Origin of the sequence: Streptomyces hygroscopicus subsp. hygroscopicus (assembly GCF_001553455.1) — a bacterium.
Classification (GTDB): Bacteria; Actinomycetota; Actinomycetes; order Streptomycetales; family Streptomycetaceae; genus Streptomyces; species Streptomyces hygroscopicus.
In genome coordinates this window covers 1-14,554 of sequence record NZ_BBOX01000057.1, presented here as the reverse complement: position 1 = coordinate 14,554, position 14,554 = coordinate 1, and the positions used below count along the sequence as shown (strand labels likewise).

The window sequence follows — 14,554 nt, the reverse complement described above, 5'->3', positions numbered from 1 at the left end:
GGCTTCCCCCGGGGCGAGGTGTCACCCCCCCCACCGCGCCGCTCCCGGCGGAGAGTGAGCCATGGGCCCGCGTCCTCGAGCACGCCGACGGTGAGGGCCGCCGGCACCCGGTGCCCGGACGGCGCTCGGGCGGCGCTCGGGGCGGCGCTCGCGCGTCGCCGGTCAGGAGCCGACCGGAAACTCGTACACCAGCTGGTAGCGCGCGGCCGGGACGACGATGTCCGCCGTTTCCACGGCCCGGTCGCCGCTGTAGTACGTGCGCTCCAGCGCCTCGACCACCGAACCCGCCGCGATCTCCAGCAGCGACGCCTCCTCCGCCGACGCCGTGCGCGCCACGACCGCCTCCACCGCCCGGTCAACCGGCAGCCCGATGTGCGCCATCCGCGCCACCACCCCGCGCCCCGCCAGCGGGCCCGCCTCCGGAAGCGCGACCGGGGTGCCGCCCGTCAGCTCCAGCGGCTCCCAGCTCGTCGAGATCATGGCCCGTTCGCCCGCCCTGGCCCCGTTGGCCCCGTCGCTCCCGCCGCCGCTCCAGAACACGTACGCGCTGCGCACCACCTGCGCCCCCGGCGCCAGCCCCAGCCGCTCGGCGATCCCCGGCGGCGCGGCCACCGTGGTCGAACTCCCCTCGCGGCGGCCGTCGCCGCCGTGGCCGGGCAGGTCCAGCACGTACGGGGTGCCGCTGAGCCGTCCGTCGTGCCATGAGCGCAGCATCCGGCGCAGCGCCCGGGGCTCGCGCACGTAGACCCCGCTGCCCGCCCGGCCGTGCACCAGCCCCTCGGCCATCAGCACCCGCACCGCGGAGTTCGCCACGTTCGGGCCGACGCCGTAGGTCCGGGCCAGCTGGGCGCGGGAGGGCAGTTGGGCGCCGGCCGGGAGCCGGCCGTCCTCGATCCGGCGGCGGAGGTCCCGGGCCAGGCGCAGATAGGCGGGCGGCTCGGGCGGCTCGGGCGGTTCGGATGCGGTCATGGTCGTGTCGTCCGCTTCTTCTCTTGCGCTTCGGTGGTCGCGCGGGTTCTTCTCGTGTGCTTCTCAAGGGTCGCGCGGGGCTCCGGGGCCCCCGGCGGGCGGCTGTGACGGAAACCACAGCCCCGGCCTGATGCAGCAGGTGGGCACCGGGCCGGGTCGCGGCGGGTCCGACCGGCAGCGGCAACACCCTATTCCCCGTCCGCCGGGAAATCTGATGCAACAGATTCGCCGGTGCCCCGCCCGCTATTCGGGGCGGCGCTCAAAGTCAGTATTTGAGATCCCCCAAAGAACCGTTTGACGTGCGCGGACGGCGCCCGCAAGATTTCTTTCCGCCGCTTTCCCGAGCCCGCTTCCGAGAAATGTGACATCTCTATGAACGATTCCGCCGTGCCCGCGCAGGCGCCCGACCGCCGGCCGGTCGACGCCGTGGTCGTGGGGGCCGGTCCGCGCGGGGTGTCGGTGCTGGAACGGCTGGTGGCGAGGGCGGTCCCGGGCGACCGGCCGCTCCGTGCGGTGCTGGTCGACCCGTATCCGCCGGGCGCCGGGCGGGTGTGGCGGCGTGATCAGCCGCCGCAGCTGCTGATGAACACGATGGTGGCCGACAACACCGTCTTCCCCGACGGATCGGTGCGTCTGGACGCGCCCGTGGACACCGGTCCCACGTTCTCGGAATGGCTGCGGGCCATCGCCGGGAAGGGCCATCCCGATTCCACCGCCGCGGAATTCGCCGCCCGCGCCCATGACCGCGACTACGCCCCGCGCCGCGTCTACGGGGCATATCTCAGCGACGCGCTGGAGCGGATACGGGCCGCCGCCGGGGACCGGATACGGATAGCGGTCCGCACGGCGGCCGTGGTGCGGGTGACGCCGCTGGCCGCCCCGGGGGACGCCTCCACCGCCCCGGGGGACGCCTCCGCCGCTCCGGCGGGCGCCTCCGGCGCACCGGCCGGATACCAGGTCGTGCTGGACGACGGGGACCGGCTGGCGGCCCGCGCCGTCGTCCTGGCCACCGGCCATCTCGACGCGCCCGCCGCCCCGCCGCGGCGCGAGCCGCTCCACCTCCCCGGCGGCCACCCCACCGACTACGCCCTCGACACCATCGCCCCCGGCGCCCGGGTGCTGCTGCGGGGCGGCGGGCTCAACGCCTTCGACGTGCTCGCCCTGCTCACCCTCGGCCGGGGCGGCCGCTTCGGCGAGCACGGCTACACCCCCAGCGGCCGGGAGCCGCGCATCTGGATCACCAGCCGGCGCGGTGTCCCGTTCCACGCCCGGGTGGACGCCCCCGGGGTCACGGCGCCGGTGGCCTTCCTCACCCCCGAGCGGGTCGCCGCGCTCGCCGCCCGCGACCGGCTCGACTTCCGCGCCGACGTCCTGCCCTGGCTGCTTGCCGACCTCGAACTCGCCTGGTACGACCGGGTGCTGGAACTCCACCCCGGCCACCTGCCCGACCCCGGCGCGCTGCGCCGCGCCCTCGCCGAACCGCCCGGCCCCGACCGCGAGGCGGCCCTGCGCACCGCCGCCCCCGCCGCCCTCCGGCTGGACCTGGAGGCGGTCGCCGAACCGCTGCGCGGGCGGAGCTTCGCCCGCCCCGCCGAGCTGGACGCCTGGTGGGCCCGGCACCTCGACGCCGATGTGGCCGCGGCCACCGACCCCCGGGTGCCCCCGGCCGCCGCGCTCGCCGTCGCCATCCGCCAGGCCCGCCCCGCGCTGCGCAGGCTCATCACGGCGGGCAACCTCAGCGGCGCGTCCTACCGGCGGGACGTCCTCGGCTGGTTCAACGGCTTCGCCAACTTCGTCTCCGGCGGCCCGCCCGCGCTGCGGGTCCGCCAGCTGCGGGCGCTGCTCGACGCGGGCGTGGTGCGCCTGCTGGGGCCGGCCCGCCCGGGGACCCTGGGGGAGTCCGCGGTGGTGGCGGGGCTGTCGGTACGGCCCGACGCGGTGATCGACGCCTGGCTGCCGGGAACGGACGTCACCACCGACGGCCCCGGTGTCGTCCGCCGGCTCCTCGCCGACGGCGTGGCCCGTCCCCACCGGCTGCCCCCGGCCGGGCCGGACGCCGAACCGCTGCCCACCGGCGCGCTCGACGTCCGCCCCGCCGACGGCCGGGTCCGCCGCCCCGACGGCACGGCGCACCGGGCGCTGTTCGCCGTGGGCGTCCCCCTGGAGGGCGTGCGCTGGACCACCGCCATCGGCGCCCGGCCGGGGACGAACGCGGACTTCTTCCACGAGACCGACCGCGTCGCCGCCGAACTCCTGCGCGCCGTCGCCCCATCACAGGGCGGCCACACCGCCGCCCCCGTCCCCCGCCGTCCCCTGACCGAGGAGCGTCAGCAGTGACCGTCGCAGAACCCGTCCGCGCCGCCCACCCCAGCCACTGGCGGGAGTGGGGGCTGGGCCCGGGGTCGGCCGGGGAGTCGGCCGACCCCGCCTACCTCGACCTCTGTGGCGACCCCGCCGAACAGGGCCGGCAGCACGGCCGGGCCGCCCGCGCGGCGATCGCCGCCAACATCGCCGCCGTCCGCCGCGACATCGCCGAACTGTGTGCCGACGAGGCGTCGGTGAGCCGCTACCGCGAGTGCCTCGCCGCCAACGCCGGCTTCGTACGCCGCCACGACCCCGAGCAGTGGGCCGAGCTGTGCGGTATCGCCGAGGGGGCGGACGCGCCCCTGGACGACATCCTCGCCCTCAACCTGCCCGCCCATATGGTGCTGCGCTGGGTCCCGCAGGAGTGCAGCCAGCTCCTGGCCTCCGGGGACCGCGCCGCCGCCGGGCACACCCTGCTCGCCAAGACCCGTGACATGGCCGGCCACTTCGCCCGGCACGCCGTGCTGCGCCGCCGCTACCCCGACGGGCGGCGGATGACCGAGGTCACCGTCGCGGGCAGTGTGCTGTGGCCGGGCAGCGGTATCAACGACTCCGGGGTGGCGATGTCCACCTCCGGCGTGTGGAGCGAGCGCACCGCGGTGGACTGGCGGGCCTCCGGCACCGGATGGATCCTCATCAACTCGCACGATCTGCTGCGCCGCGCCCGCACCGCCGGGGAGTTCGCCGACCTGCTGCGCGAACAGCCCCGGCTGAGCGGGCTGAACATCGCGCTCGCCGATCCGGGCGACCGGCTCGCCGTGGAGGCCACCGCCTCCGGGGTGACTGTCCGCGACCGGGCCGACCACCACGTGCTCACCAACCACTACGAGTGCCCGGCCACCGCCCCGCTCGCGCCCGGCCCGGAGGAGAACACCTCCTCGTACCACCGCTCCGCCACCGCCGGCCGCGCCCTGGGCGCCTCCCACGGGCTCACCCCGGGCGCCCTCGCCGCACTGCTCGCCGACCACACCGGCTATCCGCAGGACTCGCTCTGCCGCCACCAGACCGAGGGGGCCGGCTCCGAGACGACCTACGCCTCCATCGCCGTACTTCCCGAGGGCTCCTTCTACGTGACCCTCGGCAACCCCTGCGCCTCCGACCGGACGGTGTTCGGCGACTCCCCGGCAGCCGGAGCGGCCCGGTGACCGGAACCCCACCGCTGACCCGGCGCGGCCTCCTCGGCCTCGGCGCCGGACTCGCGCTCAGCCCGGCCCTGGCCGGCTGCCTGCCCGGCGACACCCCGCGGGACAGGGCGGACGCCTCGCGCGTGGTGATCGGGCTCTCCGCGGCCGTCACCACCCTCGACCCGATGAACACCACCTCGGTCGGCACCGATCTGTCCGTGCTGTCCTCGGTCCACTCCTCGCTGGTCACCCGCGGACCCGACCTGACCATCGGCCCGGACGCCGCCACCTCCTGGCGGCGGGTGGCGCCCACCCGCTGGCGGTTCCACCTCCACCCCCGGGCGGCGTTCGCCGACGGCACCCCGCTGGACGCCGACGTCGTCGTGTGGAACGTCCGGCGGCTGCTCGACGCGGCCAACGCGCTGCGCATGACCTCCAACTTCCCCGGCCTCACCCGCGCGGAGAAGGTGGACCGGCGCACCGTCGACCTGGTCACCTCCCGCCCCGACGCCGATCTGCTCGGCGCGCTGTCCTTCCTGTACCTGCTGGAGCCCCGCTGGGCCGCGCGCCACAAGCCCGCCACCGAGGCGATGGGCTCCGGCCCGTACGCCATCACGGACTACAGCCCCGGCGGCACCATCGAACTGCGCGCCCGCGACGACTACTGGGGCCCCGCGCCCGCCATCCGCCGGGTCACCTTCCGGGTCACCCCCTCCGAGGCCGCCCGTGTCTCCGGGCTGCTCTCCGGTGAACTCGACGCCGTCGCCGGGCTCGACCCACAGGACCTGAACCGGCTGCGCGCCGACCGGGGCCTGCGGATCCAGCGGCTGGACACCACCCGGATGGCGTTCATCAAGCTCAACACCCTCAAGGGCCCGATGCGCGACGTACGGGTGCGGCGCGCGGTCAACTACGCGGTCGACAAGCGGGCCATCACCTCCAGCCTGCTGAAGAACACCGTCGCCCCCAGCCCCGGCCAGCTGATGACCGCGTCCTACTCCGGCTACACCGAGGGCCTCACCGGCTACCCCCACGACCCGGACCGGGCCAGGGCGCTGCTGCGCGAGGCCGGCTACGGCAGGGGCCGCCCGCTGAGGCTGGAGCTGACCGTGCCCAGCGGCCAGTACGTGGCGGGCGAACTCGTCGTGCAGGCCGTGGCCCAGCAGCTCCGCGAGACCGGCGTGAGCGTGAAGATCAACAGCGTGCCGTTCGCCGTCTACATGCAGAAGTACCTGCAACAGAAGGCGATGCCCGATATGCAGTACATCACCCAGGCGTGGCCCACCCTCGCCGCCGGCGGGCTCTACGGGCTCTTCGTCTCGAGCAGCCCCTACGCCTACTGGGACGACGAGGAGTTCACCGACGCCGTCACCCGGGCGCGCGGCACCGACGACCGCACCGAACGCGACGCCCTGTACGCCCGCGCGGCACGGCGCGCCCGCGACCAGGCCCCGGTGCTCTTCCTCTTCCCGCAGCCCGGCCTCTACGCCACCGCCGAGGGCCTGACCTGGCGGGCCAGGCCCGACGACTGGGTCCGCCCCGCCGAGATGTCCTGGAAGGGGGCCACCCGATGATCCGCTTCCTGGTCCGCCGTCTGGCGCTGACCGTCCTGGCCGTCTGGGGCGCCCTCTCGGCCGTCTTCTGCCTGCTGCACTCCTCCGGCGACCCCGCCGTGATGATGGCCCCGGTCGGCTCCCCGCCCGAGAAGGTCGCCCAGCTCAGCCACGCCCTCGGCTACGACCGTCCGCTGGCCGAGCAGTACGCGTCGTTCTTCGGCGACGCCCTGCGCGGCCACTTCCCCGACTCGCTCACCTTCCAGCAGCCCGCCATGGACGTGGTGCTGCAACGGCTCGGCGCCACCGTGCTGCTGGCCTCCGTCGCCCTCGCCGGAGCCGCCGCCGCGGCGCTGCTGATCGGGGTGTGGACCGGATCCCGCGAGGGCGGCGGGGCACGCCGCGAATGGCCCATGTGGCTGGTGTTCCTCACCCAGTCGGTGCCCGGCTTCTACATCGGTGTCCTGCTGGTGTGGGTCTTCGGGGTGGAACTGGCCTGGCTGCCCACCTCCGGCGCCACCACCGCCACCTCCGTCCTGCTGCCCGCGGTCACCCTCGCCTGCGGGGTGCTGCCGCCGCTGGCCCGGGTGTTCCGCGACAACCTCCGCGGCGAGCTGGCCCGGCCGTACTCCCGCACCGGGACGGCGCTCGGCATGAGCCGCGCCCGGGTGGTCCGGCACGCCGCGTACGGATCGATGCTGCCCACCGTCACCGTCCTCGGCCTGGAGGCCGGCGCGCTGCTCGGCGGCACCGTGATCGTGGAGTCGGTGTTCTCCTGGCCCGGCGTCGGCCAGCTCGCCATCACCGCACTGCAGAACCAGGACTATCCGCTGGTCCTCGCCGACCTGACCTTCCTGATCATCGCCTTCGTCGTGGTCAACCTGGTCGTGGACCTGCTCTACGGCGTGCTCGACCCGCGCGTCCGGCACCAGGGAGGACAGAGCCGATGAGCCACCCCAGGATCCCCGGCCGGCGCTTTCGGCCCGGCGCGGCCGGCGCCACCGGCGCCGTACTGCTCGCCCTCGTGGTGCTGATGGCGCTGCTCGCGCCCGTGCTCGCCCCGCACGATCCGCTCGCCCAGGACCTCGCCCACACCGACGCCGCGCCCGGCGTCCACGGCCATCCGCTCGGCACCGACCAGCTCGGCCGCGACCTGCTCAGCCGGCTGCTGTACGGCGCCCGCACCCCGCTGCTGGTGGGCGTGCTCGCGGTGGTCTGCGGCGGCCTCGCCGGGACGCTGCTCGGACTGCTGTCCGGATTCGCCCGCGGCTGGCCCGACCAGGTGCTCTCCCGGCTCGCCGATGTGCAACTGGCCCTGCCGTCCGTCCTGCTGGCGCTGCTGGTGCTGACCTTCGGCGGCCAGTCCACCGCCGTCCTGGTGCTGGTGATCGCGCTGACCGGCTGGCCCGCGTACTTCCGCCTGGTCCGCTCACGGGTGCTCGCCCTGCGCACCATGGCGTACGTCGAGGCGTCGCTGACCCAGGGCGTCGCCACCTGGCGGGTGCTGAGGTACGACCTGCTGCCCGGGGTGCGCGGTCTGGTCGCCGTCACCGCCACCCTCGATCTGTCCCGCGCCGTGCTGATGGAGGCCGGGCTCACCTATCTGGGCCTCGGCGCCCAGGCGCCCGCCCCCGACTGGGGGCTGATGGTGGCCGAGGGGCAGGGACAGCTGCTCGGCGCCTGGTGGATCGCCGTGACTCCGGGCCTCGGCCTGGTGGCGCTGGTGATCGGCGCCAATCTGCTGGGGGAGCGGCTCGCCGGGCGCGGCGAGGGACGCCGCGCGGCCCGCAGCACCGTGAAGAAGACCGTGACCGCGAGGAGCACCACCGCATGATCCCCGACACCGAGACCGTCCGTGCCCGCTGGGCCCGCGTCCAGGACAACCTGCGGGCCGACGGCGTGGACGCCATGGTCGTCGTCAAGCCGCAGAACACCTTCTACCTCTCCGGCTACACGCCGATGATCTACTCCCACCCGGTGCTGGTGGTGCTGCCCGCCGAGGGCGAGCCGGTGTTCGTCCTGCACGCGCTGCGCGCCCACAGCTCCCGTACCGTCTCCCGGATCTCCGACATCCGCCCCTACGGGCGCTGGGCCAAGGAGATCGGCCCCGACCACTGGTGGCAGGTGCTCGCCGAGGTGATGGCCGAACGCGGGCTGAGCGACGCCCGGATCGGCGTCGAGGGCGAGTTCCTGCCCGTCACCTACCAGCGCAGGCTCGAACACACCCTCCCCGGGGCGGCCTTCAGCGACACAGGCCAGGCCCTGATGCGCGCCCGCTACGTCAAGGACGCCGCCGAACTCGAATCGCTCCGCGTCGCCTGCGAGATCGCGGACGCGGGCATGGACGCGGCGCTGGAGGCGGTCGCCGCACGGCGCAGCGAGGTCGAGGTCTCCTCGGCCGCCATGCGCACCATGCAGGAGGTGTGGTCCGGGCGCCACCCCGACCGGCTCGCCATGGACTTCGGCAACCTCGAGGGCGGCGTCTTCAACGCCCTGTGGGCCTACTCCCTGGTCGGCGACCGGGTGCCGATGAACTCCGCACCGCCCACCTCCCGCCGCCCGGTCGACGGCGAGATCCAGTGGACCGTCATCTGGACCGCCATCGACGGCATGCACGCCGAGAACGAGCGCAGCGTCGCCGTCGGCCCGCTGCCCGCCGAGCGGCAGCGCGCCTTCGAGGCGCTGCTGGCCATCCGCGAGGAGGTCCAGCCGTATCTGCGGCCCGGACTGACCTGCGCCGAGGTCTACGAGGCGGCCCGCGAAAGCTATGTGCGCCACGGCTACGGCGACTACCTGCCCGGCCGCATCGGCCACGGCCTGGGCCTCGGCCCGCACGAGCAGCCGAGCCTGGGCCCAACGGACGACCTGGTGCTGGCGCCCGGGATGGCGCTCACCTTCGAGCCCAACCTGCGCATCCCCAGCTTCGGCGGCCTCCAGCACTCCGACAGCCTGGTGATCACCGAAGACGGCCATGAGCTGCTGACCCACACCCGACGCGACCTGATCCAGGTCTGAGCGGTCTGATCTGAGCGGTCTGAGAGGACGGAACCGGTGACGGAACGGGCGAGGGAAGGCATGACGGAACGGGCCGCGGAACGGGGGCGGGAACCGGCGGCGGAAGGGGGCCGGGAACGGGCGGCGGAAGAAGGGGGCCGGGAACGGGCGGCCGAACGGCGGAGGGCCCCGCTGCTGGACGTGTCCGGCCTGAGCGTCGCCTTCCCCGACGCCGGCGTCGAGGCCGTGCGCGAGGTGTCCTGGCAGGTCCGGCCGGGCGAGACGGTCGGCCTGGTGGGGGAGTCGGGCTCGGGCAAGAGCGCCACCGGACTGGCGGTCCTCGGCCTCCACGGGCCGCGGGCACGGATCACCGGATCCATCCGGCTCGACGGCCGGGAACTGGTCGGCGCCGGGGAACGCACCCTGCGCGGAGTGCGCGGCCGCCGCGTGTCGATGGTCTTCCAGGACGCCCTGGACGCGCTCAACCCGTACCGCACGGTCGGCGCGCAGATAGCCGAGGCGTACCGGCTGCACCACGACGTGAAGCGGTCCGAGGCCCGCACCCGCGCCGTGGAGCTGCTGGAACGCGTCGGCATCGACCGGCCGGAGCGGCGCGCCAAGGAGTATCCGCACCAGTTCTCCGGCGGGATGCGCCAGCGAGTGATGATCGCCGCCGCACTGGTCAACGAACCGGAGCTGGTGATCGCCGACGAGCCCACCACGGCGCTCGACGCCACCGTCCAGGCCCAGGTCCTGGAACTCCTGGCGGAGCTGCAGCGCGAGATGGGCATGGCGGTGGTGCTGGTCACCCATGACTTCGGGGTGGTCGGGCAGATGTGCTCGCGCGTGGTGGTCATGTACCGCGGCCGGGTCGTCGAACAGGGCCCGACCGAACGCATCCTGACCGCCGCCGAACACCCCTACACCCGCGCCCTGGTGGCATCCGTCCCCCGCATGGACGACATCCCCGGCACCCGCCTCGCCACGGTCCCCGAAACCGTCGCCGCCCTGGTGGGCCCGGTCGACGAGGAGTCCCTCGCCGACCCGTCCCTCCGGATCGCGGGGGTGGAGGACGGTGGTCCGGGGCGGGGCCCCGGCGGGGGTGCGGGGGCGGAGTCCCCGAAGCGCGGCCCGGAGGCGGCGTCCCCCGAGCGGGGGGACGGGGTGGCGTCCCCCGAGCGGGGGGACGGGGCGGAGCCCCGGTTCGGGAAGGGGCGGGGTGGAGGAGACACCCCCCTGCTCCGGGTCCGCGGGCTCGGCGTCAGCTACCCCGGTGCCCTCGGCCGGCCCCCGCTCCGGGCCGTCGACGGCGTCGACTTCGACATCGCGCCCGGCGAATCCTTCGGCCTCGTCGGCGAGTCCGGCTCCGGCAAGAGCACCATCTCCCGGGTGCTGCTCGGCCTCCAGCGGGCGGCCTCCGGGAGCGTGCTCTTCGACGGCGAGGACATCACCCGCGCCACCCGGCGCCGCCGCCGTGAGCTGGCCGCCGGGATCCAGATGGTGTTCCAGGACCCGTACGGTTCGCTCAACCCCGACCGCCGCATCGGCGACACCATCGGCGCCGCGCTCCCCCGGGGCGCGGCCCGCCGCGAACGGGTCGCCGCGCTGCTCACCGAGGTCGGTCTGGACCCGGAGCTGGCCGGGGCCTACCCGGACCGGCTCTCCGGCGGGATGCGCCAGCGCGTCGGCATCGCCCGCGCCCTCGCGCCGGAGCCCCGGCTGCTGGTGGCCGACGAACCGGTGTCCGCGCTCGACGTCTCCGTCCAGGCGCAGGTGCTCAACCTCCTCACCCAGCTGCGCCGGGACCGGGGCCTGGCGATGCTCTTCATCTCCCATGACCTCACCGTGGTACGGCACATGTGCTCGCGGATCGCCGTACTGCGCCACGGCCGGATCGTCGAGACCGGGGACCGCGAGCAGATCATGGAGCGCCCGGACAGCCACTACACCCGTGCGCTGATCGAGGCCACCCCGTCCCTGCGCCGCCCGGCATGAAAGGCCCCGCCGTGCACGAAGCCGTACCGAAAACCGACGCCCCCACCGACGTCCTGGACCGCTTCGCGGGTGCCACGCCGGAGCTGGCCCGGCTGCGGGCGCTGCGCCCGGAGCTGATCGAGCTGGAGCAGCGCGCGTACGAGGTGCTGTTCCCCGTCCGCACCGGCCTCGGCCCGGCCACCGGCTCCGGTCCGGCCACCGGCTCCGGTCCGGCCACCGGCTCCGGTCTGGCCACCGGCTCCGGTCTGGCCACTGGCCGCGGCTCGGCCACCGGTCCCGGCCCCGGTCTGGCCACCGGCCCCGGCCCGGCCACTGGCTCCGGTCCGGCCACCAGCGCCCGCACTGCCCCCGGAACGGTCACCGACACCGGCGTCAGTGTCGCCGAACGCGCCGCGGCCGCCCTCGCCGTGGCCGTCGAGCACCGCCGCGCCCCGGCCGTCAGCCACTACCGCGCGCTGCTCGACACCGCCACGGGGGAGACCGCCACCGCTGACCGGATCATCGCCCGCGCCCCGCTCGACGGCGATACGGCCACGGCGGCGAAGGCGGCGAAGGCGACAGCGGCAACGACGACGGCGACGGCGACGGGCGCGGCGACACCAGGCCGAATCGCCGCTGCCGTCGCCCACGCCCGGCTACTCACCCACACCCCGGCCCAGGGCGGGCTGGACGTGCTGCGCGCCGCCGGGTTCACCGATCCGCAGATCGTGACGGTTTCCCAGACCATCGCCTTCGCCAACCACCAGATGCAACTGGCCGCCGGGCTGGCGCTGTTGGCCACCGGCGACTCCGGTACCGGCACCGACCCCGGCGCGCCCTCGACCACCGTGGCCGGTGGTCCGCGGTACACCACCGACGTCCTCACCTGGCGTCCCGCCATCCGCCCGCTCGCCCCGGGGGAGTTGGGCGAGGAGCACCGCGCCGCGCTCGTCGGCAAGGCGCGCGTCGACACGCCGTACTTCCGCACCCTCGGCCATGACCTCGGCATCCTCGCCGTACGGACCGCCATCGACCTGGCCGCCTTCACCGCCGAGGGTGGACTGCCGCGCGCCGAACGGGAGTTGGCCGCCACCGCCGTGTCGTTGTACAACGGGTGCGTCTACTGCGCCTCGGTGCACGCCCGGCTCACTGCCCGGCTGCACGGCGACCCCGCACCGGTGCGCCGCTTCCTGGCCTACGGCTCCACGGCCGTCCTCGGCCGCCGCTGGAAGCTGATCACCCGGCTGGCCACGGGGCTCGCCCCGGTCCCGGCCACCGCGGCCGGGGCCGACGTGGAGGCGCTGCGCGAGCTGGGTCTGACCGAGCTGGCCTTGGTCGACCTCGTCCACTGTGCGGCGTTCTTCGGTTGGGCCAACCGCCTGATGCTGAGCCTCGGTTCGGTCGAGGGGGAGGATCAGGAACACGACGGGAGGCAGGCCACCGAATGACCCCGAACTTGCATACGCCTCCGGGCCCGCCCGCGCCTTTGGGCTCGCAGGTGTTCCCGAACTCGCAGGTGCCCGTTGGCTCGCCCGCGCCTACGGGCTCGCAGACGCCTCCGAACTCGCCCGCGCCCCTGCACCCGCCCGTGCCCCCGAACTCGCAGACGTCCCCGCACCCGCTCCCCGCTTCCGCCCCCCGCCCCCACAGTTCGCACTGGGGCACGTTCAGCGCCGCCCCGCTGCCCGGCGGCGGCCTCGATGTGATCCCCGACCCCGGCGACCCCGAGCCGTCGCCCCTGCTGCGCAACATCCCCGCCGCGCTCGGCCCGCGCGGCCGGGTTCTCGCCCCGTACGTCCGCCGCGGCTGGCTGGAGAACGGCCCCGGGCCCGATCCGCGGCGCGGTGTGGACACCTACGTACGGGTGTCCTGGGACGAGGCGATCTCCCTCCTGGTCCGGGAGTTCGGCCGGGTCCGCGCCGACCACGGGAACCGCGCGATCTTCGGCGGTTCGTACGGCTGGGGCAGCGCGGGCCGCTTCCACCACGCGCAGAGCCAGATCCACCGCTTCCTCAACTGCTTCGGCGGCTACACCCGTTCGGTCAACACCTACAGCCTGGGCGCCTCCCGCACCCTGCTGCGCCACGTCGTCGGCGACGACGCACCGATCAGCGCCCCCACCACCTGGCCGGTGCTGGCCGAGCACACCGGACTCTTTCTCTGCTTCGGCGGTATGCCGGCCAAGAACTTCCAGGTCAACGCGGGCGGCATCAGCCGTCACCGCACCGCGCAGCGGCTGGCCGAGGCGCGCGCCCGCGGCGCCCGGTTCGTCCTCGTCGGCCCGGTGCGCGACGACCTGGCGGCCGAACTCGACGCCGAGTGGCTGGCCACCGTCCCCGGTACCGACACCGCCCTGATGCTGGCGCTCAGCCATGTCCTCATCGAGGAGGGGCGCTACGACGCGGACTTCTGCCGCCGCCACTGCGTGGGCTTCGACACCTTCGCCCGTCACGTTCTCGGCCGGGACGGCACCGTTCCCAAGACCCCGCGGTGGGCCGAGGGGATCTGCGGCATCCCCGCCGCCCGGATCGCCCGACTCGCCCGCGAGCTGACCCGGCACCGGACCATGATCTCCCTGAGCTGGTCCCTGCAGCGTGCCCGCCGAGGGGAGCAGCCCCTGTGGGCGGGGATCGCCCTGGCCTGTCTGCTCGGCCAGATCGGGCTGCCCGGCGGCGGGTTCGGTCACGGGTACGGGGCCACCGCCGGGATCGGCGCCGGCACCCTCCCGTACCGGCTACCCACCCTCGACCAGGGCGTCAACCCCGTCCCCGACTTCATCCCCTGCGCCAGGATCGCCGATCTGCTGCTGTGCCCGGGGGAGACCTTCGACTACGACGGCGGGCGGTACACCTATCCCGACATCCGCCTCGTCCACTGGGCCGGCGGCAACCCCTTCCACCACCACCAGGACCTGGCCCGGCTGCGCCGTGCCTTCGGCCGCCCGGACACGGTCGTCGTCCATGAGCCCCACTGGACGGCCACCGCCCGCCACGCCGACGTGGTCCTGCCCGCCACCACCACCCTGGAGCGCAACGACATCGGCGGCGCGAACCAGGACGCGGCGCTCATCGCCATGCACCGCGTCGCCGGACCGGTCGGCGAGGCCCGCGACGACTACCGTGCCCTCTCCGACCTCGCCGACGGGCTCGGCATCGGCCATGACTTCTCGCGGGGCCGCACCGAACGCGAGTGGCTGGAGCACCTCTACGAGGGCTGGCGGGCGGGCCTCGACCCCGCGTACGCCCCCGAGGAGGACTTCGGCACCTTCTGGCGGGCGGGCCGCATCCCCCTGCGCGGTCTGCGCGAACACCACACCCTCTACGCCGGTTTCCGCGCCGACCCCGAGGCCCGTCCGCTGGCCACCCCGAGCGGCCGCATCGAGCTGTTCTCGGCCACCATCGCCTCGTACGGCTACGACGACTGTCCGGGCCACCCGGCCTGGCTGCCCCCGGACGCGGACCCCCACCCGGACCCGGACGCGGACTCGGCCCCGGACCCGGCTCCGGCCCCGGGCCCAGGGCCGGAGGCCGGGTCCCCCTACCCCTTCTGGCTCGTCGCCAACAACCCCGCCACCCG

At 74.9% G+C, this 14,554-nt stretch carries 10 protein-coding genes; 9 read left to right on the top strand and 1 reads right to left on the bottom strand.

The window, feature by feature from the left end:
• Window positions 1-162 precede the first annotated feature (162 nt).
• The gene (locus tag AXW62_RS07500; RefSeq protein ID WP_060943799.1) at window positions 163-969 is read right to left on the bottom strand and encodes a GntR family transcriptional regulator; all 807 of its coding nucleotides are present in this window, start codon (window positions 967-969) and stop codon (window positions 163-165) included.
• A gap of 372 nt (window positions 970-1,341) precedes the next feature.
• Between AXW62_RS07500 and AXW62_RS07495 the strand changes: the two genes are divergently transcribed.
• From AXW62_RS07495 to AXW62_RS07455, 9 genes are all read left to right on the top strand, one after another.
• On the top strand, window positions 1,342-3,306 hold the full coding sequence (locus AXW62_RS07495) for an FAD/NAD(P)-binding protein (RefSeq protein WP_060943798.1): 1,965 nt from the start codon (window positions 1,342-1,344) through the stop codon (window positions 3,304-3,306).
• A complete protein-coding gene (locus AXW62_RS07490) occupies window positions 3,303-4,478 on the top strand; it encodes a C45 family autoproteolytic acyltransferase/hydrolase (protein ID WP_060943797.1) in 1,176 nt (391 codons plus the stop codon). The genes AXW62_RS07495 and AXW62_RS07490 overlap by 4 nt, the downstream gene beginning before the upstream one ends.
• Window positions 4,475-6,031 carry an ABC transporter substrate-binding protein gene (locus tag AXW62_RS07485; protein WP_060943796.1) on the top strand — a complete coding sequence of 519 codons (1,557 nt, stop codon included), beginning with the start codon at window positions 4,475-4,477 and terminating at the stop codon, window positions 6,029-6,031. Before AXW62_RS07490 ends, AXW62_RS07485 begins: the two co-directional genes overlap by 4 nt.
• Window positions 6,028-6,960 (top strand): ABC transporter permease, encoded by a 933-nt coding sequence (locus tag AXW62_RS07480; protein WP_060943795.1) that lies wholly within the window; start codon window positions 6,028-6,030, stop codon window positions 6,958-6,960. Before AXW62_RS07485 ends, AXW62_RS07480 begins: the two co-directional genes overlap by 4 nt.
• Window positions 6,957-7,844 (top strand): ABC transporter permease, encoded by an 888-nt coding sequence (locus AXW62_RS07475; protein ID WP_060943794.1) that lies wholly within the window; start codon window positions 6,957-6,959, stop codon window positions 7,842-7,844. Before AXW62_RS07480 ends, AXW62_RS07475 begins: the two co-directional genes overlap by 4 nt.
• Entirely contained in the window at window positions 7,841-9,025 is a 1,185-nt protein-coding gene (locus tag AXW62_RS07470; protein ID WP_060943793.1) for a M24 family metallopeptidase, read from the top strand. Before AXW62_RS07475 ends, AXW62_RS07470 begins: the two co-directional genes overlap by 4 nt.
• A gap of 60 nt (window positions 9,026-9,085) precedes the next feature.
• A complete protein-coding gene (locus tag AXW62_RS07465) occupies window positions 9,086-10,999 on the top strand; it encodes a dipeptide ABC transporter ATP-binding protein (protein WP_079115511.1) in 1,914 nt (637 codons plus the stop codon).
• A gap of 11 nt (window positions 11,000-11,010) precedes the next feature.
• Window positions 11,011-12,426: a peroxidase-related enzyme gene (locus tag AXW62_RS07460; protein WP_060943792.1), complete on the top strand. Its 1,416-nt coding sequence runs from the start codon at window positions 11,011-11,013 to the stop codon at window positions 12,424-12,426.
• A 140-nt stretch (window positions 12,427-12,566) separates the two neighbouring features.
• The coding region (locus tag AXW62_RS07455; protein WP_252368522.1) for a molybdopterin-dependent oxidoreductase at window positions 12,567-14,554 on the top strand (1,988 nt) is incomplete at its 3' end.

Bases quoted from the DNA above. Each gene is read 5' to 3' on its own strand.
- AXW62_RS07475 (WP_060943794.1), top strand. From the start codon at position 6,957: ATGAGCCACCCCAGGATCCCCGGCCGGCGCTTTCGGCCCGGCGCGGCC.
- AXW62_RS07495 (WP_060943798.1), top strand. From the start codon at position 1,342: ATGAACGATTCCGCCGTGCCCGCGCAGGCGCCCGACCGCCGGCCGGTC.
- AXW62_RS07500 (WP_060943799.1), bottom strand. From the start codon at position 969: ATGACCGCATCCGAACCGCCCGAGCCGCCCGAGCCGCCCGCCTATCTG.
- AXW62_RS07465 (WP_079115511.1), top strand. From the start codon at position 9,086: ATGACGGAACGGGCCGCGGAACGGGGGCGGGAACCGGCGGCGGAAGGG.
- AXW62_RS07470 (WP_060943793.1), top strand. From the start codon at position 7,841: ATGATCCCCGACACCGAGACCGTCCGTGCCCGCTGGGCCCGCGTCCAG.
- AXW62_RS07480 (WP_060943795.1), top strand. From the start codon at position 6,028: ATGATCCGCTTCCTGGTCCGCCGTCTGGCGCTGACCGTCCTGGCCGTC.